This window comes from Streptomyces hokutonensis (assembly GCF_000376565.1).
GTDB classification, from domain to species: domain Bacteria; phylum Actinomycetota; class Actinomycetes; order Streptomycetales; family Streptomycetaceae; genus Streptomyces; species Streptomyces hokutonensis.
On record NZ_BARG01000098.1, the window covers coordinates 31,147 to 52,706 of the forward strand.

At 70.7% G+C, this 21,560-nt stretch carries 17 protein-coding genes; 9 read left to right on the plus strand and 8 right to left on the minus strand.

The window, feature by feature from the left end; translation table 11 throughout:
* Window positions 1-36 precede the first annotated feature (36 nt).
* The 4 genes from SSP08S_RS48340 (at window position 37) to SSP08S_RS48355 (ending at window position 6,246) form a co-directional block, all read left to right on the plus strand.
* Complete coding sequence (locus SSP08S_RS48340; protein WP_019074870.1) at window positions 37-1,113, plus strand: 3-dehydroquinate synthase family protein; 1,077 nt, start codon at window positions 37-39, stop codon at window positions 1,111-1,113.
* Window positions 1,110-1,928 carry a shikimate dehydrogenase family protein gene (locus SSP08S_RS48345; protein WP_019074871.1) on the plus strand — a complete coding sequence of 273 codons (819 nt, stop codon included), beginning with the start codon at window positions 1,110-1,112 and terminating at the stop codon, window positions 1,926-1,928. The genes SSP08S_RS48340 and SSP08S_RS48345 overlap by 4 nt, the downstream gene beginning before the upstream one ends.
* A gap of 122 nt (window positions 1,929-2,050) precedes the next feature.
* Window positions 2,051-4,828, plus strand: a complete 2,778-nt coding sequence (locus SSP08S_RS48350) for an AAA family ATPase (protein WP_019074872.1) — start codon at window positions 2,051-2,053, stop codon at window positions 4,826-4,828.
* Between the two features lie 53 nt (window positions 4,829-4,881).
* Window positions 4,882-6,246 carry a 3-deoxy-7-phosphoheptulonate synthase class II gene (locus SSP08S_RS48355; RefSeq protein ID WP_019074873.1) on the plus strand — a complete coding sequence of 455 codons (1,365 nt, stop codon included), beginning with the start codon at window positions 4,882-4,884 and terminating at the stop codon, window positions 6,244-6,246.
* Between the two features lie 48 nt (window positions 6,247-6,294).
* Here the strand turns inward: SSP08S_RS48355 and SSP08S_RS48360 are convergent, their stop codons facing one another.
* Window positions 6,295-7,755 (minus strand): NDP-hexose 2,3-dehydratase family protein, encoded by a 1,461-nt coding sequence (locus SSP08S_RS48360; RefSeq protein WP_043260350.1) that lies wholly within the window; start codon window positions 7,753-7,755, stop codon window positions 6,295-6,297.
* Between the two features lie 270 nt (window positions 7,756-8,025).
* Between SSP08S_RS48360 and SSP08S_RS48365 the strand changes: the two genes are divergently transcribed.
* The 4 genes from SSP08S_RS48365 (at window position 8,026) to SSP08S_RS48380 (ending at window position 12,780) form a co-directional block, all read left to right on the plus strand.
* On the plus strand, window positions 8,026-9,006 hold the full coding sequence (locus SSP08S_RS48365; protein ID WP_026179458.1) for a Gfo/Idh/MocA family protein: 981 nt from the start codon (window positions 8,026-8,028) through the stop codon (window positions 9,004-9,006).
* A 23-nt stretch (window positions 9,007-9,029) separates the two neighbouring features.
* On the plus strand, window positions 9,030-10,331 hold the full coding sequence (gene rfbH, locus SSP08S_RS48370; RefSeq protein ID WP_019074876.1) for a lipopolysaccharide biosynthesis protein RfbH: 1,302 nt from the start codon (window positions 9,030-9,032) through the stop codon (window positions 10,329-10,331).
* Between the two features lie 42 nt (window positions 10,332-10,373).
* Window positions 10,374-11,579 carry an acyltransferase family protein gene (locus tag SSP08S_RS57540; RefSeq protein WP_051106129.1) on the plus strand — a complete coding sequence of 402 codons (1,206 nt, stop codon included), beginning with the start codon at window positions 10,374-10,376 and terminating at the stop codon, window positions 11,577-11,579.
* A 103-nt stretch (window positions 11,580-11,682) separates the two neighbouring features.
* Window positions 11,683-12,780, plus strand: a complete 1,098-nt coding sequence (locus SSP08S_RS48380; protein WP_019074878.1) for a Gfo/Idh/MocA family protein — start codon at window positions 11,683-11,685, stop codon at window positions 12,778-12,780.
* 61 nt (window positions 12,781-12,841) lie between these two features.
* Here the strand turns inward: SSP08S_RS48380 and SSP08S_RS48385 are convergent, their stop codons facing one another.
* From SSP08S_RS48385 to SSP08S_RS48400, 4 genes are all read right to left on the minus strand, one after another.
* Window positions 12,842-14,017, minus strand: coding sequence for a macrolide family glycosyltransferase (locus SSP08S_RS48385; protein ID WP_019074879.1), 1,176 nt, complete (start codon window positions 14,015-14,017; stop codon window positions 12,842-12,844).
* Window positions 14,018-14,027: 10 nt separating this feature from the next.
* On the minus strand, window positions 14,028-14,282 hold the full coding sequence (locus SSP08S_RS48390) for a ferredoxin (RefSeq protein ID WP_019074880.1): 255 nt from the start codon (window positions 14,280-14,282) through the stop codon (window positions 14,028-14,030).
* A complete protein-coding gene (locus tag SSP08S_RS48395) occupies window positions 14,279-15,481 on the minus strand; it encodes a cytochrome P450 (RefSeq protein ID WP_019074881.1) in 1,203 nt (400 codons plus the stop codon). The genes SSP08S_RS48390 and SSP08S_RS48395 overlap by 4 nt, the downstream gene beginning before the upstream one ends.
* A 317-nt stretch (window positions 15,482-15,798) precedes the next feature.
* Entirely contained in the window at window positions 15,799-17,307 is a 1,509-nt protein-coding gene (locus SSP08S_RS48400) for an MFS transporter (RefSeq protein WP_019074882.1), read from the minus strand.
* 84 nt (window positions 17,308-17,391) lie between these two features.
* On the opposite strand from SSP08S_RS48400, the gene SSP08S_RS48405 reads away from it, so the two are divergent.
* Window positions 17,392-17,835, plus strand: coding sequence for a winged helix-turn-helix transcriptional regulator (locus SSP08S_RS48405; protein WP_026179459.1), 444 nt, complete (start codon window positions 17,392-17,394; stop codon window positions 17,833-17,835).
* 34 nt (window positions 17,836-17,869) lie between these two features.
* Here the strand turns inward: SSP08S_RS48405 and mhpA are convergent, their stop codons facing one another.
* From mhpA to SSP08S_RS64350, 3 genes are read right to left on the minus strand one after another with little or no spacing between them, the layout of a single operon-like run.
* Window positions 17,870-19,498: a bifunctional 3-(3-hydroxy-phenyl)propionate/3-hydroxycinnamic acid hydroxylase MhpA gene (gene mhpA / locus SSP08S_RS48410; RefSeq protein ID WP_019074884.1), complete on the minus strand. Its 1,629-nt coding sequence runs from the start codon at window positions 19,496-19,498 to the stop codon at window positions 17,870-17,872.
* Between the two features lie 21 nt (window positions 19,499-19,519).
* Entirely contained in the window at window positions 19,520-20,293 is a 774-nt protein-coding gene (locus SSP08S_RS48415) for an arylamine N-acetyltransferase family protein (RefSeq protein WP_019074885.1), read from the minus strand.
* Window positions 20,286-21,548, minus strand: coding sequence for an acyltransferase domain-containing protein (locus tag SSP08S_RS64350; RefSeq protein WP_051106130.1), 1,263 nt, complete (start codon window positions 21,546-21,548; stop codon window positions 20,286-20,288). Before SSP08S_RS64350 ends, SSP08S_RS48415 begins: the two co-directional genes overlap by 8 nt.
* Between the last annotated feature and the right edge of the window lie 12 nt (window positions 21,549-21,560).

A 21,560-nucleotide genomic window follows, 5' to 3' on the forward strand; every position in this document is an offset into this window, starting at 1 on the left:
ATCCACGGGCCGTCCCGCCGAAACGAGGAGTACGACGTGACCGACAGTGAGGACCGGCGGGGCGGGGACGGTTCGCCCTGGCTCACGATCGATGTGGACCTCGGCGAGCGCGGCTATCCGGTACGGATCGGCGCGGGGATCCGCCACACCCTGCCCGAGGTCATAGCCGCGATCGGTGCCCGGCGGGTGGCGGTGGTGTCGGCCCGGCCCGCCGAGTGGACACCTGATCCGGGGGTCGACGCGCTGCGTGTGGAGGCCCGGGACGGGGAGCGGGGCAAGTCGCTGGCCTGGGTGGAGGAACTCTGCGGCCGCTTCGCCGAGTTCGGGCTGACGCGGTCCGACGCGGTGGTCTCCTGCGGGGGCGGAACGACGACCGACGCGGTCGGACTGGCGGCGGCGCTCTACCACCGGGGGGTGCCGGTGGTGCACCTGCCGACATCGCTGCTGGCCCAGGTGGACGCGAGCGTGGGCGGCAAGACGGCGGTGAACCTGCCGCAGGGCAAGAATCTGGTGGGCGCCTACTGGCAGCCGCGGGCCGTGCTGTGCGACACGGACTATCTGACCACGCTCCCTGAGCGGGAGCGGGTCAACGGGTACGGGGAGATAGCGCGGTGTCACTTCATCGGCGCCGGTGACCTGCGCGGACTGTCGACGGCCCGGCAGATCGCGGCGAGCGTGGCCCGCAAGGCGCAGATCGTGAGCCTCGACGAGCGGGACACGGGTCTGCGCCATCTGCTGAACTACGGTCACACGCTGGGACACGCCCTGGAACGGGCCACGGACTTCGCGCTGCGGCACGGTGAGGCGGTGGCCGTGGGCACGGTGTTCGCCGGGCGGCTGGCGGGAGCGCTGGGCCGTATCGGCCCGGAGCGGGTGGCCGAGCATCTGGACGTCGTACGTCACTACGGGCTGCCCACCGGGCTGCCGGCGGGGGTGACCACCGGTGAACTGGTGTCCCTGGCCCGGCTGGACAAGAAGGCGACGGACGGTCTGACCTTCGTCCTCGACGGGCCGGACGGCGCCGAGCTCGTCGCGGGCGTCCCCGAGGAGACGGTCTCGGCCGTCCTCGACGCGATGCCCCGGCAGTCGCGGGCGGGAGCGTCGGCGCGATGACCGGTGCCGTTCCCTGGAGCATCAGCGGAACCACCCGGCTGCTGGCGGTCGTCGGGGATCCGGTGCGGCAGGTGCAGGCACCGGCCCTGCTCAATCCGCTGCTGAACCGGCCGGGTACGGACACCGTCCTGGTGCCGGTGCACGCCCGGCCGGACGATCTGGAGCAGGTCGTGCGGGGCCTTCAGCGGGCGGCCAATCTGGACGGCCTGCTGATCACCGTCCCGCACAAGGCGGCGGCCCGGGCGTTCGCCGACGAGGTCAGCCCGGCCGTCGCGCTGACCGGCAGTACGAACGCGCTGCGCCGGGAGCCGGACGGCAGTTGGTACGCCGAGAACTTCGACGGAGCCGGCTTCGTGGCGGGGCTGCAGGCCGAGGGCCATCCACCGGAAGGGAGGCGGATCATGCTGGTGGGGGCGGGCGGTGCCGGCAGCGCCATCGCCGTGGCACTCCTGCGGGCGGGCGCCGCCCGGCTGACGGTCTGCGAGCCCGACGCCGCCCGGCGCGACGCCCTCCTCGGCCGTCTGGAGACGGTCTGGCCCGGCCGGCTCGCCGGTGCCGCGTCCCCCGAGCCGGACGGTGCGGACATGGCGGTCAACGCCACCCCGCTGGGACTGCGCCCCGACGATCCCCTGCCGTTCGCCCCGCGTGAGCTGGCGCCGGGGACGCTGGTCGCCGACATCGTCATGAAGCCGAGGGACACCGCGCTGCTGCGGTCGGCGGCCGCTCTCGGTCACCCGGTCCATCACGGTCTGTACATGCTCACTCATCAACTGGGCCTGTATCAGGAGTTCTTCCGGCTCACTCCCGTCACATAGGCGGAACCATCGATTACGGATCGTCGATGGGCGGACGATTCCCGCTCAGTGGGTGCCACCCCCGCATGATGGCTTGCGGCTCAGGAACACGCGCACGACCGCATCAATCTGGGGGTAGCGGAGTGAAACTGGTCGAACGGGACGAGCAATTGGAGATACTCGACAAGCTCCTGTCCGACACCGCGTCGGGGCACGGTCACGTGGTGCTCCTCGACGGCAGCATCGCCAGTGGGAAGACCGAAGTCCTGCACGCCTTCGGCGACCGGGCCACCAGGTCCGGCGCCCTCTATCTGCACGCGTCCTGCCACCGGGCCGAGAGCACGGTCCCGCTGGGCGTCTTGAGTCAGCTCCTGGACAGCGTCCCGCTGCCGGCGGAACTCGCCGAGCGCGTACGCCCGTTGCTGCGCGACGGAGCCACGCTGCCGGCCGAGACGGACGGCGACGGCCCGGTGCCGCCCGAACTGGCCCGCGTCCTGCACGCGTTGTCCCTGGCGTTCCTCGAACTGTCCACCTCCGCGCCGGTGGTCATCGGTATCGACACCGTGCGCCACGCCGACCCGGCATCGCTCGACTGCCTGCTGCGGCTGGGCCGGCGGCTGCGCAACGGCCGCGTTCTGCTGGTGCTCACCGACGACACGGGAATGCTGCCGTCGGGTCCGCCGCTCCACTCCGAGCTGCTGCGCCAGCCGCACGCGCACCGGATCCGCATCACCTCGCTCTCCCGGGACGGCGTCCGCCAGTTCCTGGGAGAGCGGATGGACCCGACGACCGCGGAGGCGCTGGCACCGGCGATCCACGCCGCCGGCGGGGGCCATCCCCTGCTCACCCGGGTCCTCGCGGAGGACCACGCGCAGTCCGGCGAGCCCCGGGCACAGGGCTTCGGAGCCACCTATGTGAGCTGCCTGCACCGCGGTGACCAGGTACTGCTCCGGGTCGCGCGGGCGCTGGCGGTGCTGGGCAGCGGCGCGACGAGCGCCGAACTCGGCCGGCTGATCGACGTCGAGACCGGACTGGTGGAGCGCACGCTCAAGTCCCTCTCCGACAACGGGCTGTTGAACGGGGCGGAGTTCCGTCATCCGCTGGCCCGCGCCGCCGTGCTCAACTTCCTGCCCGCCCAGGACGGTATCGAACTGCACCGCAGGGCGGCGCAGTTGCGGCACGAGCAGGGTTCGCCCGCCGTGACCGTGGCCCGGCATCTCGTGTCGGCCAAGCACGGGCAGACCACGTGGGCGACCGGCGCGCTGCTGGAGGCCGCCGAACACGCCCTGCTCGACGACAAGTACGAGTTCGCCGCGGACTGCCTGCGGCTCGCGCACCGCTGCACCACCGACGAGCACGACCGGGCGACGATACGGGCCCGGCTCGCGCACGCCGAATGGCAGTACAGCCCGTCGGCCGCGGGACGGCATCTGGCCCCGCTCGCCGCCGGACCCGCCGAGCAGCTGGACCGGGGCCAGGGCATCGCGCTGGTCCGCAAGCTGCTGTGGCTCGGACGCAACGAGGAGGCCGCCGACGTACTGGAGCGGCTGCGCGGTCTGAGCGGGGACGAGCACACCGAGGAGGCGGCCGCCGCCCTGCGCGACACCGAGCAGTGGCTGGCGTACGCCCACCCGCCGCTGGCCAGGCGCCGGCACCCGAGCGCGCTGCCCGACCGGCGCGTCACCCTGGTGACCCCGCGCACCGAGCCGCAGCTCCAGGTCACCGCGCTGCTGGCGAACGGCCTGGTGCACGGCAGGAGCCCCCAGCTGGTCGACCGCGCAGAGCAGGTCCTGCGCGAACTGCGGCTCGGCGGTGCCACCAGCTGGGGCGAGGAGGCCGCCCTCGTCGCCCTGCACACGCTGGTCCAGGCGGAGCGGCTCGACACCGCCGTCGAGTGGTGCGACCAGCTCCTGGAGGACGCGCACAGCCGTCGGGCGCCGACCTCGCGTGCCCTGTTCGCCGGCATCCGCGCCCATATCGCGCTGCGCCAGGGCGATCTGCCGTCCGCGGTGCGCTTCGGGCAGGCCGCGCTGACCTATCTCGCCCATCAGTCGTGGGGCGTGGCCGTGGGACTGCCGCTGAGCACGCTGGCGCTCGCCGCGACCCGGATGGGCGACTACGAGGACGCGGCCAAGTACCTGACCCGCGTCATCCCGGAGGCGGCGTTCCAGAGCCGGTACGGACTGCACTATCTGCATGCGCGCGGGCACTACCGGTTGGCGACCAACCACACCCATGCCGCGCTCGCCGACTTCCTGGCCTGCGGCGATCTCGTCCGGCGCTGGGGGCTGGACAACGCGGGCCTGGTGCCGTGGCGGACCAGCGCCGCCGAGGCCTGGCTGCAGCTGGGCAACCAGGACCAGGCCAGGCAGCTGCTGCACGAACAGCTGGGGCGGCTGGGCAACGACCGCACGCGGGTGCGGGCCCTCACGCTGCGGCTGCTCGCCGAGACGGTCCCGCCCAGCCGGCGCCCGCAGCTGCTGACCGAGGCGCTCGACCTCTTCGAGGCGGCGGGCGACCGGTACGAGCAGGCGCGGGTCCTGTCGGAGCTGAGCCGCGCCTACTACGCGACCGGCGACAAACGGCGCGCGCGGCTGCTCTTCCGGCACGCGCTGTACAGCGCCAACCAGTGCGAGGCCAAGCCCATAGCGCAGGAACTGCTCGCCGTCACCGACAACGCCGGCGCGCGGCCGGGCGCCGCCCCGGACAACTGCGAGGGTGTCGCCTCGCTCACCGAGTCCGAACGCCGCGTCGCGTCTCTCGCCGTGATGGGCTACACCAACCGCGAGATCGCCGACCGGCTGTACATCACGGCGAGCACCGTGGAACAACACCTCACCCGGGTCTACCGGAAGCTCAACGTCAAACGCCGCAAGGACCTGCCCGTCGGCCTGTGGGCCGACGTCAGCAAGACCGCGTGAGACGCGCGCGAACACCTCCCCAGGCCGTGAACGACATCGAGGCAGGTAGACCCATGTCCGTCGCCCGCATCTCTCCCGCGACCGCGCACGCGCCGGGTCCGGAGACACTCCCGGCCCCGCTGCGCGCCCGCCTCGACGCGGCGCTCGCCAAACCGGCCGACCAGCAGCCGCGGTGGTCCGATCCGGGTGCGGTGGAGGCCGTGCGGGGGACGCTCGCCGGCCTGCCTCCGCTCGTCCTGCCCGCCGAGGTCGACGACCTCGCCGGACGCCTGGCCGACGTGGCCCGCGGCCGGGCCTTCGTCCTGCAGGGGGGTGACTGCGCGGAGACCTTCGCGGGGAACACCGAACGGCACGTCCGGGCCAACATCCGCACGCTGCTCCAGATGGCCGTCGTCCTCGCCTTCGGCGCCGGACTCCCCGTGGTCAAGATCGGCCGGATCGCCGGGCAGTACGCCAAGCCCCGCTCCGGGACGCTGGACTCGCTCGGTCTGCCGGTGTACCGCGGTGACATCGTCAACTCGTTCCTGCCCACGCCGGGCGACCGGACCGCCGACCCCGGGCGCATGCTGCGCGCGTACGCCAACGCGAGCACCACCCTGAATCTGCTGCGCGCGGTCACGGGCCCCTCCGGGGACTCGGGGCTGCGCCATGTGCACGAGTGGAACAGGGACTTCGTCCTCAGCACTCCGGCGGGGGCCCGGTACGAGCGGCTCGCGACGGAGATCGACCGAAGTGTCGACACCGACACCAGTGCCCTGTACGGCCCCCAGGTGTACACGGGGCACGAGGCGCTGCTCCTGGACTACGAGAGCGCGCTGCTGCGCTCGGACGGCGAGCGGCTGTACGAGCTGTCGGGCCATTTCCTGTGGATCGGCGAACGCACCCGCCGGCCGGACGGCGCCCACCTCGCGTTCGCGGAACTGCTGGCGAACCCCGTCGGTCTGAAGATCGGTCCCGGCACCACGCCCGCCCAGGCCCTGGAGTACGTGGAGCGGCTCGATCCGCACGGTGTCCCGGGCCGCCTGACCCTCATCACGAGGATGGGCAACGAGCGGATCCGGGAGGTGCTGCCGCCGATCGTGAAGCGGGTCACCGCCTCGGGCCACGAGGTGGTCTGGCAGTGCGATCCCATGCACGGCAACACCCATGAGTCGCCGAGCGGTTACAAGACCCGGCACTTCGACCGCGTCGTCGACGAGGTCCGCGGTTACTTCGAGGTGCACCGCGCTCTGGGTACCCACCCCGGGGGCCTGCATGTGGAGCTGACCGGCGACGACGTCACGGAGTGTCTGGGCGGCGCACGGAAGATCTCGGACGAGGACCTCGCGGACCGTTATGAGACGGTGTGCGATCCCCGGCTCAATCCGGAGCAGTCCCTCGAACTGGCCTTCCTGGTGGCCGAGATGCTCCGCGGCTGAGACCGCGCGGGGCGCTCGGCCGCGGCGGCGGGGCGGGGCCGGCCCCGCTCAGCCGCTCGCCGCCGCGCCCACCAGGCTGTGCACGCACGCGATGAGGCTGCGGGCCTCGACATTGACGTAGTGGCTGTGCCGCAGCAGGCCCACCAGCTGGTGCAGGGTGAGCCAGCGGAAGTCCGCGGCGTCGTCGGGCTCGTAGTCCTCGTCGGCCTCGATGACCAGGTAGCGGTTGCGCGCGTGGTGGAAGCGACCGCCCTCCTCCGACAGCGGGCGGTCGAAGCGGATACGGTCCGGATCGGCCTCCAGCACCTCGCTGAGGAACCGCGGCCGGGCCTCGGCGGGCAGGACCGTGTAGTTGTCGGGCGTGGCCTGTACGGTCGGCGCGAGTTCGACCACGTCCAGGTAGCCGGGCTGGATGCGGGCGTTCACCAGGACGTGCAGCACACCGTCGACCCGCTTGACGAGGAAGGCGTTGATCCCGAGACCGACGGGTTCGACCATGGGCTGGGTCCAGCCGGCGACCTCCCGGTTCTCGGCGCGCACCGAGATGCCGATGACCTTGAAGAAGCGTCCGGTCTCGTGGGAGACGTCGGCGGACGTGCGCTGCCACCGGCGGACGTGGTCCAGCGGAACGGGCCGGGTGCGCACCACGGCACGGGCCCTGGCCTCGGTGATCCAGCTGAGGATCTCGTCGGTGGTGTGCAGCGCGCCCTGCTCGTCGCTGCACGAGCGGATCACGGAGGACCCGAAGGAGCCGATGCGCAGCGGGAAGACGGCCGCGAGGTCGACGCCCGAGAACGGCAGGCAGGACAGCACGGTGCGGGAGTCCATGTTGACGAGGTCGTCGCCGTCGAGCAGCTGGTGCAGCTGTCCCAGCGTCAACCAGCAGAATCCGTCGCGGAGTTCGACGTCCTCGGTCACCTCGACCACGATGTTCCGATTGCGCTTGTGGTAGAACCAGGCGCCCTGCTCGGACTGGAGCACATCGGCCACGACCCGGTGCCGGGCGGTGTCCTGGAAGTACTCCAGGTACGGCACGGCACTGCCCTGGTGCAGCCGCGTGTAGTTGCTGCGGGTGGCCTGGACCGTGGGCGACAGCTGAACGCCGTTGAAGTTTCCCGGCTCGTTCTTGGCCTGCATCAGACAGTGCAGTACGCCGTCGAACTCCTTGACCAGAATCCCGAGGATGCCGATCTCGGGCTGGTCGATGATCGGCTGGGTCCAGGCCGGCACCGCCGCGCCCGGGTTCTCCACGGACAGTCCGCGCACGGCGAAGAAGCCCCCGCTGTCGTGCACGAGGTCACCGCTGTCCGGATCCGTTCCCCAGCGCACCAGGTCGTCGAGGGCGATGCGCTCCACCCGGGCCACGTCGGTGGCGCGCCGGTGCGCGAACCAGAGGTGGAATTCGGCCAGGTCCATGATCCCCTCGGCCGCCAGCGCCGACTCGGTGATCCGTACGGCCATGTGCTCGTCCGGCCTGCGCAGCTGCACAGCGGCCGATGAACCAGGCATATGAACTCCTCGACATCAATTAAGGATCGGGCTTCGTCCAGTTCTCGGCCCACTATGAAAGGACCTCAATGCCTACAACGGAAAATCCTGCCAACTTAGGGGGTGGATAGGGGATTTCAGAAGTACTGTGCCCGGCCGACCAGGGGTTGACAGAGGCAGGAATTCAGCGCCTAAGATCGCTGCGCCAGTTCCGGGAATTCACCCGGAAAATCAAAATTGACGCGGCTGACAAGCGCACCGAATTTCCGGTCCGCCGGGTGGAGGTCCCGAGTGAAGGCAAGTCCGTTGAGGATCGGTGTGCTCGGCTGTGCGGGAATCGCGTGGCGGCGCATGCTGCCGGCGATCACGGCCAACCCGGATGTGACCCTCACCGCCGTGGCCAGCCGGAGCGAGACGAAGGCACGGCGCTTCACCGACCGCTTCGGCGGCGAACCCGTGGTCGGCTACGAACGGCTCCTGGAACGCGCGGATGTCGACGCGGTCTACGTTCCGCTGCCGGCGCTGCTGCACGGCGACTGGATCGACCGCGCGCTGCGCGCCGGCAAGCACGTCCTCTCCGAGAAACCGCTGGCCGCCACGCTCAAGCAGGCCACCGCTCTGGTCGACCTGGCCAGGGAGCGCGGCCTGGTGCTTCTGGAGAGTTTCATGTTCCTCACCCACTCCCAGCACACCAGGGTCCGGGAGCTGATCGCCGACGGGGTGATCGGCGAACTGCGCTCCCTCACCGCGGAGTTCGCCTTCCCGCAGAAGTCGGCCGACGACATCCGCTATCTGCCCGACGTCGGCGGCGGCGCGCTCACCGACATCGGGGTCTACCCGGTGCGTACCGCCCTGCTGTACCTCGGCTCCCAACTCGACGTGCTGGGCGCCTCGTTGCACTACGACGAGGCCCTCGGGGTCGACCTCGGCGGAGCCGCGCTGATCGGCCGGGCCGATGGGGTCACCGCCCATCTGACCTGGGGCATGGAGCACTCGTACCGCTCGCGGTACGCGCTCTGGGGCAGCTCCGGCCACATCTCCGCCCACTGGGCGTACACACCGCCGCCCACCCACTCGCCCGTCCTGCGCATCGAGCGCCAGGACCGGGTGGAGGAACTGACGCTGCCGGCCGAGGACCAGTTCGGCAATGTCGTGGCCGCGTTCGTCGCACGGGTGGTGGACGGCGTGCCCTCGAGTCTCGAGGGCGAGTCCGTACTGACCCAGGCGGCCCTGGTCGACCGGGTGCGGGAACGAGCGCTGGTCCGGCCGTGACCACCGATCAGAGAGGGGCTTCGATGAGCAGGGCCGAGAAGGATCTGATCCTCGAGAGCGTGCGCAAGTACCACCGCGCTCAGGAGGCGGACCGCCGGTTCGTACCGGGCGAGACACCGATTCTGCCGTCCGGCGCGGTGTTCGACGAGGACGACCGCGCGGCCCTGGTCGAGGCGGCGCTCCAGATGCGGATCGCCTCCGGGGCCAGCGCGATCCAGTTCGAGCGGAAGTTCGCTCGGCTGCTGGGCCGCCGCAAGGCACATCTGACCAACTCCGGTTCCTCGGCGAACCTCCTCGCGCTGAGCTCGCTGACCCAGCGGGAACTCGGCGACCGCAGGCTGGTGCCCGGGGACGAGGTGATCACGGTCGCCGCCGGGTTCCCGACCACGGTGAACCCGATCGTGCAGAACCAGCTCGTGCCCGTTCTCGTCGACGTCGACCTGCCCACGTACAACACGACCGCCGACCGGGTCGCCGCGGCCATCGGGCCGCGGACCCGGGCCATCATGATCGCCCACGCGCTCGGCAATCCGTTCCCGGTGGCGGAGATCGCCGAACTGGCCAAGCAGCACGACCTGTTCTTCGTCGAGGACAACTGCGACGCGGTCGGTTCCTTCTACGGAGGAAAGCCCACGGGCAGCTTCGGCGACTTCGCCACGGCCAGCTTCTATCCGGCCCACCACCTCACGATGGGCGAGGGCGGCTGTGTGGTGACCGACAATCTGGCGCTCGCCCGGGTCGTCGAGTCGCTGCGGGACTGGGGGCGGGACTGCTGGTGCGAACCCGCCCAGAGCGACACCTGCCACAAGCGCTTCTCGCACCAGCAGGGACAGCTGCCGTACGGATACGACCACAAGTACACGTTCTCGCACGTCGGTTACAACCTGAAGACGACGGATCTCCAGGCGGCGCTGGGGCTCGCACAGTTCGAGAAGCTCCCCGAGTTCGGGGCGGCGCGGCGGCGCAACTGGCAGCGGCTGCGCGAGGCGCTGGACGGGGTGCGGGGCCTGCTGCTGCCCGAACCGACGCCGGGCAGCGACCCGAGCTGGTTCGGCTTCGTCCTCACGGTCACCAAGGACGCGTCCTTCGACCGCGCCGAGATCGTCTCCTTCCTGGAGTCGCGCAAGATCGGCACGCGCATGCTGTTCTCCGGCAACCTGGCTCGTCAACCCGCTTATCAGGACGTGGAGTTCAAGACGGTGGGTTCGCTGGAGAACAGCGACATCATCACCGAGCGCACCTTCTGGATCGGCGTCTACCCGGGGATCACCAACGAGATGATCGACTACGTCGCCGAGTCCATCCGCGGGTTCACCGCACGCTGACCGCCCAGCACGCCGCGTCCCCCATCGAGAGGCAGTACGGACATGGCAGACCGAACCGTCGTACCTCGGCTCAGCGGTCCATCGGAGCGCCGCGCCCCGCTCCCCTCGCTCACCGGCCTCAGGTTCTTCGCGGCCATGCTCGTGTTCCTGGTCCACACGTCGCTGCTCTCCGATCCGATCCGGCCGACGGTGCCGATCAGCTTCTTCGCCGACCAGGACATCGCCGAACCGCTGGCCGACTTCTTCCGGCCGGCCGGCGGGATCGGGGTCTCCTTCTTCTTCGTGCTGAGCGGCTTCGTGCTGACCTGGTCGTCGGTGCCCGGGGAGCGCGTCACGGCGTTCTGGCGGCGCCGGGCCCTGAAGATCTACCCCAACCACATCGTCACCTGGGCGCTGGTGATGTGGCTGTTCGCCGCCGAGTACACCCCGCTGCACGCCTGGCTGGCGAACCTCTTCCTGGTGCACTCGTTCATCGACCGGCCCGACACCTGGGCGAGCGTCAACGGACCGGCCTGGACGCTCTGTTCGGAGATGTTCTTCTACGCCCTGTTCCCGCTGTTCATCCTCCTGGTGCGGCGGATCGCCGAGCGGTGGCTGTGGCTGTCGGCGGCCGGCATGGTCGCCGGGATCGCCGGCGTGACCCTGGTGACGCGGTTCATCCCCGGAGGTTCGACGACGCCCCTGTTCAACCTCACGATGGACCAGCAGTGGTTCAGCTACGCGTTCCCGCCGCCGCGGCTGTTCGAGTTCGTGCTGGGCATGATCCTGGCCCGGATCGTCGCCGCGGGCCTGTGGCCGCGGATCGGCCTGTTGCCCTCCCTGGCCGTGTTCGCCGCGGGGTACTGGGCCGCGATCGCCGCCCCCGATCCGTACGACTTCAGCCTGACCACGATCGTCCCGGTCGGCATGATCCTCTGCGCCGCGGCCTCCGCGGATCTGCGCGGTGCGGGCGGCTGGCTGGGCGGTCGGACGATGGTGTGGCTGGGAAACGTCTCCTTCGGTTTCTATCTCGTCCAGGGTCTGGTGATCTTCTACGGTCGGCCCGAGGTACTGGGTGGCCGCACCTTCGGCACCGCCGCGGCGATCGGGCTGCTGATCGCGCTGTTCCTGGTCGACCTGCTGGCCGGCTGGCTGCTGTACAGCCTGGTGGAACAGCCCGTGATGCGTCGCTGGGGCCGCAGCCGGAAGCGTCCCGCGCCGGAGGTGCCGCGGAGCAGGGGGCCGGTGCCCACCGGCGAGACGGTCTGAACCGCTGCCCGGCCGCCGCCCCGCACCTCGGGCGGCGGCCGGGCAGCGTATGTGTACGAGCCATTTCTGCACGACGGCAAGATCTGAACGGAGAGGTGATGACGTGTCGGACACGATCCGCGTCGGTGTGATCGGGGCGAACGCGGAACGGGGGTGGGCCTCGGCGACACACCTGCCCGCCCTCGCCGGGCTGCCCGGCCTGGAGTTGAGCGCGGTGGCCAACACCCGGGCCGGGGTCGCCGCGCGCACGGCCGAACAGTGGGGTGCCGCGCACAGTTTCACGGACCCCTTGGAGCTCATCGAGCACCCGGAAGTGGATCTCGTCGCCGTGTCGGTGCAGCTGCCGGTGCGTGAGGATCTCGTCGCCCAGGTGATCTCCGCGGGCAAGCACGTGTACTGCGAGTGGCCGCTGGGGCTGGACGCCGTACGGGCCGGGCGGTACCGCGATCTCGCCGAGAAGGCCGGTGTCCGCAGCGCCATCGGGCTCCAGGGCCGGCAGCACCCGGCGATCCGGCTGCTGCGCGATCTGATCGCCGAGGGCCGGATCGGTGAGGTGCTCTCCGCGACGCTCTCGTACTCGGCTTCCACACCGGGCGGCAATCTGCTCCCGCAGCGCTACGGCTGGCTGGCGGACCGGGACAAGGCGGTCAACACGCTGACCATCGTCGGGGCGCACGCCCTCGACATGTTCCGGTGCGCCGTCGGCGACTTCACCGAGCTGTCCGCGACGCTCGCCACCCGCACTCCGCGGATGGTGATCGCCGAGACGGGTGAGAACATCACCGTGACCTCGCCCGATCACGTCCTGGTGCAGGGTGTCCTGGAGTCCGGCGCGCTCGCGACCGCGCAGATCCTCACCGGTGGCCTGCAGGGCGCGGGCATGCGGATCGAGGTCTACGGCAGGGAGGGGCGGCTCGTCCTGGAGGCCGAGAACAACTGGATCGCGAGCTCCGAGCTGTACGTGGGTCTGGCGCGTGCCGAGCACGACGTGGTCCGGATCGCCGTACCGGACATCCACCGGACGGTCCTGCCGGACGAACCGCCGGCCGTCCGCAATGTCGGCCGGGTGTACACGGAACTCGCCGCGGCGATCCATGACGGCGGCCGTGCCGAGCCGGACTTCGGTACGGCCGTCGAACTGCACCGACTGATCGACGCCGTCAACGAGTCGGCGGACAGCGGGCGTCGCACGACGGTGTGAGCACGAAGGACCCGGACACCGGGAAGGGGTGGTCTCCGCCGGAGACCACCCCTTCGCCGACTCAGTTCCCGGCCCGCTCCTCGATCACGTCCGCCGCCCGCCCTCTGCCCCCGGCCTCCGCCGTGTGCCGGCGCATGGCCGCGACCCGACGGTGGACCTCGTCGTCGGCCGCGAGGCCGAACACGGCCGCGCGCAGCCGCTCCGCGTCCAGGTCCTCCGGCGGAATCAGCCGGCCCAGGCCGAGTTCGGCGACCCGTTCCGCGTTCGGCGCGACGTCGAGCCACTGGGGCACCACCACGAGCGGAACGCCGGCGAGAAGCGCCTCCATGACGCTTCCCGTGCCGCCGTGCGTGACGAACACCGAGGCGCGCTCCAGGACTTGGAGGTGCGGCACCCACCGGTGGACCTCCACGTTGTCCGGCAGCGGGCCCAGCTCGTCGATGTCCACCTTGTCGCCGACGGAGATCACGGCGTGCCAGGGAAGCCCGGCGAACGCGTCGACGCCGGCCCGGAAGAACGCGAGGTTGTCGTTGTGCAGCGTGCCCAGCGACACGAGCGCCAGCGGCCGTCCGTCGTCCGGGGCCCGCCATCCGCCGAGGAACTCCCGTTCGCCCAGGCAGGGTCCGACGAAGGCGAAGCGGTCGTCGAAGGTCTCGCCGTGGTACTGGAAGTCCCGGGTGAGGTAGACGAGGTTGCGCTCCTCGGGCCCGCGCCGGGTCCACAGGTAGTCGTCGAGCGGACCGTCGAGACCGTGCTCGGCGAGCAGCGCCGCGGTCTCGTCCACCGGGTCCACCAGGGTGAAGCCCTCGGCCGCTTCGAGCATTTTCCCGATGAAGGAGAAGTGCTCGTTGAAGGCGAAGCTGGGGGTCGACTGCACGGCCGGCCGGCCCCATTTCCTGGCCAGGACACGGCCTGCCTGGAAGGCCGCCTCGTCGTAGACCACGACGTCGGGCCGGCGCTCGCCGTAGTGGGCCTCGATCGCGTCGAGCATGACGATGTTCTCCCGCAGGAACACCGCGGGCGCGCCCCCCGCCTCGGGCTTGCCGAGCAGCTCCAACGGGTTCACGGAGTCGTAGGTGAGCACGTCCGCACCGGTCGCCCGCACGCTGTCGGCGAACTCCTCGACCGTGACGTAGGTGACGCCGTGGCCGCGCGAGGTCAGCTCCTCGACGACGGCGAGGGTCGGGAACACATGGCCGCGGGCCGGGATGTTGACGAACAGGATGCTGTTTCCCATGTCTCGCTCTCTATTGCTCGGGGGCGAGCACCGTGCCGCTCGCGAGATCCGTCACGGTCAGTGCCTCCCACGGACAGGACTCGGCCGCGTCGAGGACGGCCTCGTCGGGCGCGATCTCCGTCTCGACGGGCCGGGACTTGCCGTTCTCCACGCGGAAGCGGCCGTGCGCCGTGCCGGCACAGATGGCGGAACCGTTGCAGCGGCTCCGGTCGACGGTGACCGCCCATCGGGCGCCGGCAGTGGCGGCCGCACCCGGCTCGGTCACCAGGTGACCAGCAGTGCGCTCGGACCGCGGACGATCTTGTCCCGGCGCCAGGGCACGTCCGCCGGAGCCTCGGCCAGCCGCAGGTTCGGCAGCCGGCGGGCCAGCGTGCCGAGGGCCAGCTGGAGTTCGACGCGCGCGAGCGGGGCGCCCAGGCAGTGGTGGACGCCGTGGCCGAAGGCCATGTGCGGGTTCTTCTCGCGGTCCAGGTCGAGTTCGTCGGGACGCTCGAAGACGGATGCGTCGCGGTTGCCGAGCAGCGGCATGACGACCACCGCCTCGCCCTTGCGGATCAGCCGGCCGCCGACCTCCACGTCCTCCAGCGCGACGCGCGCGTTGTCGGCGCCCACCGACAACGGGGTGTGCCGCAGCAGCTCCTCGACGGCCCCCGGAACCAGCTCGGGATCGTCCACGAGCCGCTGCCAGTAGCCCTCACGGGTCAGCAACTGGTAGACGTGGCTGCCGATCTGGTTCGCGGTCGTTTCGTGGCCGGCCGCCAGCAGCGTCACGGCGAGCACGATCAGCTCCTGCTCGCTGAGCTTGTCCCCGTCGTCGCGGGCCTGGATCAGCCCGGACAGCAGGTCGTCGGTCGGCTTCTCGCGGCGCTGGACGATGAGACCTCCCATGTACCCCAGCAGCTGGTTGAGAGCCTCCTCGATCTGCTCGGGGGTCGTCTCGTTGCCGGTGGCGAGGGCGAGGCCGGTCCACGTACGGAAGTTGTCGCGGTCCTCCTTCGGGACGCCGAGCAGCTCGGAGATCACGCGCACCGGAAGCGGCCAGGCGACGGTCTTTGCGAGGTCGGCCGGCTGCCCGGCGTCCAGCAGGTCGTCGACGAGTTCGTCGACCATGATCTGCACACGGGGGCGGAGTTCCTCGATGCGCCGGACCGTGAACGCCTTGGAGACCAGTTTGCGCAGCCGGCTGTGGTCCGGCGGGTCCATGCTGAGGATGTTCTCCGACTCGATCGGGGGCCTCATCCGCGGCACGTCCTGCCCGACGGTGGCGGCGCGGCTGAACCGGCTGTCCGCGAGGACCACTTTGATGTCGTCGTAACGCGTGACCAGCCAGGCCTCGCCGCCGTACGGCATGGTGACGCGGGACACCGGGTCCTCGCGTCGCAGCTCCGCGTAGCGGGGGTGGAGGTCGAGCCCCTCCGAGGGCCCGAACGGATAGCTGGGCGCGGGGTGCTCTGCGGTCGTCATACCGACGGGGTCCCTTCGGATACGTACACACGTCAATTCGGAAGAACGGCTGAAACGCTACTGACCGGAAGGGAATTCGCCATCCCCTATGGCACCCCTGAAAAGTGCCTGGACCTCCGCGAAAGCCTGCTGGAATCACGGTGGTCGGGCGAATTCCGAATAAGCTCCCGAGAAACTCGGTGTCGTGAAACGAGTGATGCGCCCGGCGGCGTACGGAATGTACGCCGCCGGGCGCTTCGCCGGCGTCGGACGGGGGGGGTGGACGACGCCGGAGCCGCGGGCGGCCGGCCGGGAATCGCTCGTGTCGGGCCGGCCGCTCAGTTCTGGTTCGGGGAGGTGACGGCGATGTCGTCGACGTCCTGTCCGGGTGCGTCGACCGGAGCGGCGCCGGCGGAGTCCCCGGCACCCGCCGTCTTCGGGGAGCGCAGGACGACGGCGGCGAGGAGGACGCCGAGCACCTCGAGTCCGGCGGCCACGAGGAAGGACACGTGGTAGCCGCCCGTCGTGGCCTCGGCGGGGCTCTTGCCCTGGCCGAGCAGGGTGTCGGAGCGGGAGCCGGCCAGCGCGGCGAGGACCGCGACGCCGAGGGCGCCGCCGACCTGCTGCGTGGTGTTGACGAGCCCCGAGGCCAGACCCGAGTCGGCCGGGGTCGCGCCCGACATGGCGAGCCCGATGACGGCAGGAAGCGCGAGGCCTGCGCCGACGCCCAGCAGAAGCACCGACGGCAGGATGTCCGTGGCGTAGGACGCGTCCACGGGCAGCCGGCCCAGGAGGGCGAGCGCGAGGGCCGTGACGGCCATGCCGACGAGCAGCACGGCGCGCGGACCGAACCGGGTGATCAGCTTCGCGGAGTAGCCGAGCGAGATCACGGCGATCACGATGGGGCCCGGCAGATAGGCCATGCCGGTCTTGGCCGAGCTGTATCCGGCCACCGACTGCAGGTAGAGGGCGAGCAGGAACTGGAAGCCGAACAGGCCCGCCACGAACAGGAACATGACCCCGTTGGACCCCGACAGATAACGCGAACGGAAGATCCGCAGCGGCAGCAACGGGGTACCCGCCTTGGCCTGGCGCAGCACGAATCCGGCGAGCAGCGCGAGCGCGACGGCGCCGAAGCCGAGCGTCTTGGCGGAGCCGAAGCCGTCGCTCTCGATCTTGTTGATGGCGTAGACGAACAGCATCAGGCCCGAGGTCACCAGGAACGCCCCCACCAGGTCGGCGCCGGCGCCGAAGCCGAGCCCCTGGTCGGGCTCGAAGAGGCGGACGGCGGCGAAGATGATGACGACGCCGATCGGCACGTTGATGAAGAAGATGGAGTTCCAGCCGGCCGCCTCGGTGAGCACACCGCCGGCGATGACGCCGATGGAGCCGCCGGCGGCGGCGACGAAGCTGAAGATGCCGATCGACTTGGCCTGCTCGCGCGGTTCCAGGAACATCGTCACGATCATGCCGAGGGTCACGGCGCTGGCCATGGCGCCGCCGACGCCCTGGACGAACCGGCCGAAGATCAGCAGCTCCTGGCTGTTGGACAGTCCGCACAGCAGCGAGGCCGCCGTGAACAGGGTGATGCCGCCGAGGAACATCTGCTTGCGGCCGATCAGGTCGCCGAGCCGGCCCGACAGCAGCAGGAGTCCGCCGAACGCGATCATGTAGGCATTGACGAGCCAGGCGAGGTTCGACTGGGTGAAGTCCAGTTCCCTGCCGATGGTGGGCAGTGCCACGGTGACGACGCTGCCGTCCAGGACGATCATCAGTGTCCCCGCGCAGAGCGTGTACAGCGCCAGCCAGCGTTTCCGCTCGGTCCGGGCGGCCGTGTCGGCAGCCATGGGTAACCTTCTTTCTCAAAGGGAACGACTTGTTACCGAACTCATAGTGTGTGACCCTGAACTCCCGCGGAAGGAGGCACTTTTATGTCCCAGAGGAACAGCGCTGTGACCGTGAAGGTCCGGGCCGTCGAGGCTCCCGCAGAGGTTCCGGACGCCGGCTCCGACGATCACGAGCGGACGGCGTGCACGGTGCTCCAGGTACTGGAGCGGGTCAGCGGCAAGTGGGCCATCGGCATCCTGCTGGAGTGCGCGCACGGCCCTCGCCGGTTCACCGAACTGGAGCGCGCGGTCAGGGGCATCAGCCGCCGCATGCTGACGCTCACCCTGCGCAATCTGGAGCGGGACGGCCTGCTGACCAGGACGGTCTATCCGACGGTGCCGCCCAAGGTGGAGTACACCGCGACGCCGATGGCCCTGGAGCTGTACGAGTCCCTGGTGACCCTCGCCAAGTGGGCCGAGCGCCACCGGTCCTCCATCGCCGACGCGCGGGTCGAGTACGACCGGAGCGCGGTCGACCCGGTCGCCTGAGCGGCCACGCCGACCCCGGCGTCCGCCCTCCCGGTCAGCCCCGGGACCCGTCCGGCACGCACAGCTGCGCGGCGAGGGCGTCGACCAGCCGGGCGAGTTCCGCCGCGTCCCCGGCCGCGCCGAACACATAGAAGTCGGGGCGGGTGAGCAGCGCCGTCGCCCCCGTGCGGGCCAGCTGGTCCAGGTGGGTCCCGGCCAGGTCCCGCACCGTCGTGTCCGCACCGCCGGTGTCCGGCCGGCCGGCCGGTGTCAGCCGTACGGCACGCACGCCCAGCTCCGCGAGGGTGCGCAGCCGGTGCCCGTCCAGCAGTTCCGCGACGGGCACCGTCGTGAACAGGGTGAACCCGGTGCCGAGCACCTCGTCGAGCCTCCCCTCCGCACCGTCGCGGGACACCCTGCCCTGCGGGCCGAGCTCACCGGCCGGGGCGATCGGCCGGCCGTCGGCGTCCCGGTGGAGCAGGCCCTCGGTGAGCTGCTGGACGGCGGGTTCCCGGCCGCCGCGGTCGAGTCCGCGCTCCCTGGTGGCGATCATGATCGCGTCGCGGTCCCGGGCGGCCTTCGGGTCGGTCTGGCAGATGACGCGACCGAGGTCCATCGACATGCCGATCGCGTGCTGCACATGGGCGCGGCGCTCCGTGGTGTACGTGTCCAGGAGCGCTTCGCCGGCCCTGCCGCGCAGGACGAGGCCGAGTTTCCAGGCCAGGTTGGCGGCGTCGCGGAATCCGGAGCACATGCCCTGGCCGGCGAAGGGCGGCATGAGGTGGGCCGCGTCGCCCGCGAGCAGGACGCGCCCGACCCGCCACTCGGTCGCGTACCGGGCCTGGAAGGTGTAGACGGCGTGCCGCTCCAGTGTGGCGTTGTCGGGGGTGATGCCGAAGAGGGCGAGCAGCTTCCAGGCGTTCTCGGCCCGGCCGAACTCCTCGACCGGTTCACCCGGTATCCGCATGAACTCCCAGCGCCGGTGGCCGGGCCCGGCCGACACCTCGGTCCTGGGCCGCGCGGGATCGCAGACCTGAAGGTTGTTGGGACGGAACTCGCGGGGCTCGTGCAGGACGACGTCGCAGGTGAGCCAGTCGTTGAAGAACCCGAAGTCCTTCATGCCCGCGTCCACCGCTCCGCGTACGAAGCTGTTGGCGCCGTCGCAGCCGACGATCCAGGAGGCGGTGAACTCCGTCGGCCCGTCCGGACCCGCCGCGGTGGCGGTGACGCGGTCGCCGTGGTCGGTCAGGGCGACGACCTCGTACCCGCGCAGGATGCGCAGTCCGGGCAGTGCCGCCGCGCGGGCCGCGAGCGCCGCTTCCAGGGCCGGCTGGTACATGGAGGTCGAATCAGGCCACCCCGAGCGGCCCACGTCCTCGACGTCGACGTGGAAGAGAACCTTCCCCTCACCGTTGCGCCAGGTGTAGTCACGGGAGGACTCCCCGAACTCGCCCACGACGTCACCGACTCCGGCGGCGGCGAGGATCCGGGCCGACTCGCCGTCGAAGGAGACGGCCCGCGGCATCGGATACGGCTCCGGCCACCGCTCCAGGACGGTGACCCGCAGCGCCTGCCGGGCGAGCAGGAGAGCGGTGACCAGGCCGACCGGCCCCGCGCCGACCACCAGGACATCGGCCTCGAACGCCTCCTGGCCGGGCGCGGGTGCGGCTGCGCTGTCGTTCATCTCGTCGTCTCCCGCCCCGGGTCAGCCGTCGGTCCGCAGAATGTCGGCCGCGACCCGGTCGAGATCGGCCTGGGCGACGAGTCCACGGATGGTCTCGCGGCCGTCGTCCACCGTGAGGAGACGCCGGCCGATCAGGATCTTCTGACCGCTGTCGAAGGCCCGTCCGCGTACGACGGTGCCCGCGCCCGCCAGTTGCCGGGCGAACGCGACGAGATCCGGTGTCGGGTTCTGCCACTCCGCGAACTCCCGGGCCTGCGGGGTGAACCGGTACACCGCCTGCCAGTCGCCGGTACGGCCCTTGCGCTGCACGACGTGGTAACCGTCCGTCCGCACCACGCGGAAGTCACTTCCGTACTGGTGCTGGATCCGGTCCGTCACGGACAGCGGCTCGAGATAGGAGGGGCCGACGAATCCGACGTCGACAAGGAGCAGTTCACCGTCCAGCCGTACGTATCCGAAGACGTGCTCCAGGTCGGGCCCGAAGCTGCCGTCCATCTGCCGGATCCCGGCGGCCAGCACACCCGTCTCGAAGCCGATCCGGTCCAGGAGGACGCGGAACAGTCCGTTCAGTTCGTAGCAGACCCCGCCTCGGCCGCCGACGATCAGGCTGTCGAACGTGGCGTCCGGGTCGATGTCGACGCCCTCCCACAAGGAGGTCCCGTTCCCGGTGTTCCGTGAACTGTCGTACGGCACCGCGATCAGATGCTTCTTGTGCAGGCTCCGCAGTGTCTCCCGGTCGGCGCGCACCGGGCCGGAGTGGTCGAGTGCCTTCAGGTAGCGGTCGACGTCAAACACGGGTCTGCTCCTCGCTGTTGTAGAGCCCCTGGAGGTGCTGTGCCAGCGTGTACGGGGTCGGGTTGTCGAAGAGCAGCATGATCGGCAGCTCGAAGCCGGTCGCCGCCGAGAGACGGTTGCGCAGTTCCACGGCGGTGAGGGAGGTGAAACCGATCTCGAAGAAGACGCCGCCGGGCTCGATCGGCCCCGGGTCCTCATGCCCGAGGACGGCCGCGGCCTCCGCCCGTACCCGTTCCAGGAGAAGCTCCGTACGTGCCTCCTCGGAGAGCCCGGCAAGGCGGTCGGTGAGCGACTCGACGGCGGGCGCCCCGGGGTCCCCCGATCCTGTCCCCTCGGCACCCGTGCCGCTTCCCTGCTCGATCTGACGGTCCGTCAACAGGTCCTCCTCGATGCTGGATCGTGCCTGAGGCGTGGTCTTGAGCCAGTAGCGCCGGTGCTGGAAGGCATACGTGGGCAGCTCCGGCCGGCGGCCGCCGGTGTCGGGCAGGACGGCCGACCAGTCCACCTCGACCCCGCGCACCCACAGCCCCGCCACCGACGACAGGAACCGCCGCAACCCGCCCTCGCCCCGCCGCAACGACCCCGACACCACAGCCGAGACACCCATGGACCGCTCCAGCGCTTCCTGTACGCCGATGGTCAGCACCGGGTGCGCACTCGACTCGACGAAAACCCGGAAGTCGTCCTTCACCAACGCCTCGACAGCAGCCCCGAACTGGACCGTCCGCCGCAGATTCCGATACCAATAGCCCGCGTCCAGCCGCGCGTCCTGCACCCACTCGCCATCCACGGTGGAGAAGAACGGCACCACCGGAGCCAATGGCCTCACCGCAGACAGGACATCCAGCAACTCGCCCTCGATCGCCTCCACATGCGAGGTGTGCGACGCGTAGTCCACCGGGATACGACGCGTCCGGACCCCCAACTCCTCCCCCAACGCGAGGAGTTCCTCCAACGCCGTGGGATCACCCGCCGCCACCACCGACGACGGACCATTCACCGCCGCCAACTCCACCCGGCCACCCCACCGGGCGAACAACTCCCGCGCCTCGTCAAGGGGCAGCGGGACGGAGACCATCCCGCCCCGTCCCGCCAGCGACCGACCGATCGCCTGACTCCGCAACGCCACCACCCGCGCCGCATCCCCCACACTCAACGCACCCGCCACACACGCAGCCGCAATCTCCCCCTGCGAATGCCCCACCACCGCATCCGGCACCACACCAAAGTGCTCCCACAACCGGGCCAAAGACACCGCAACCGCAAA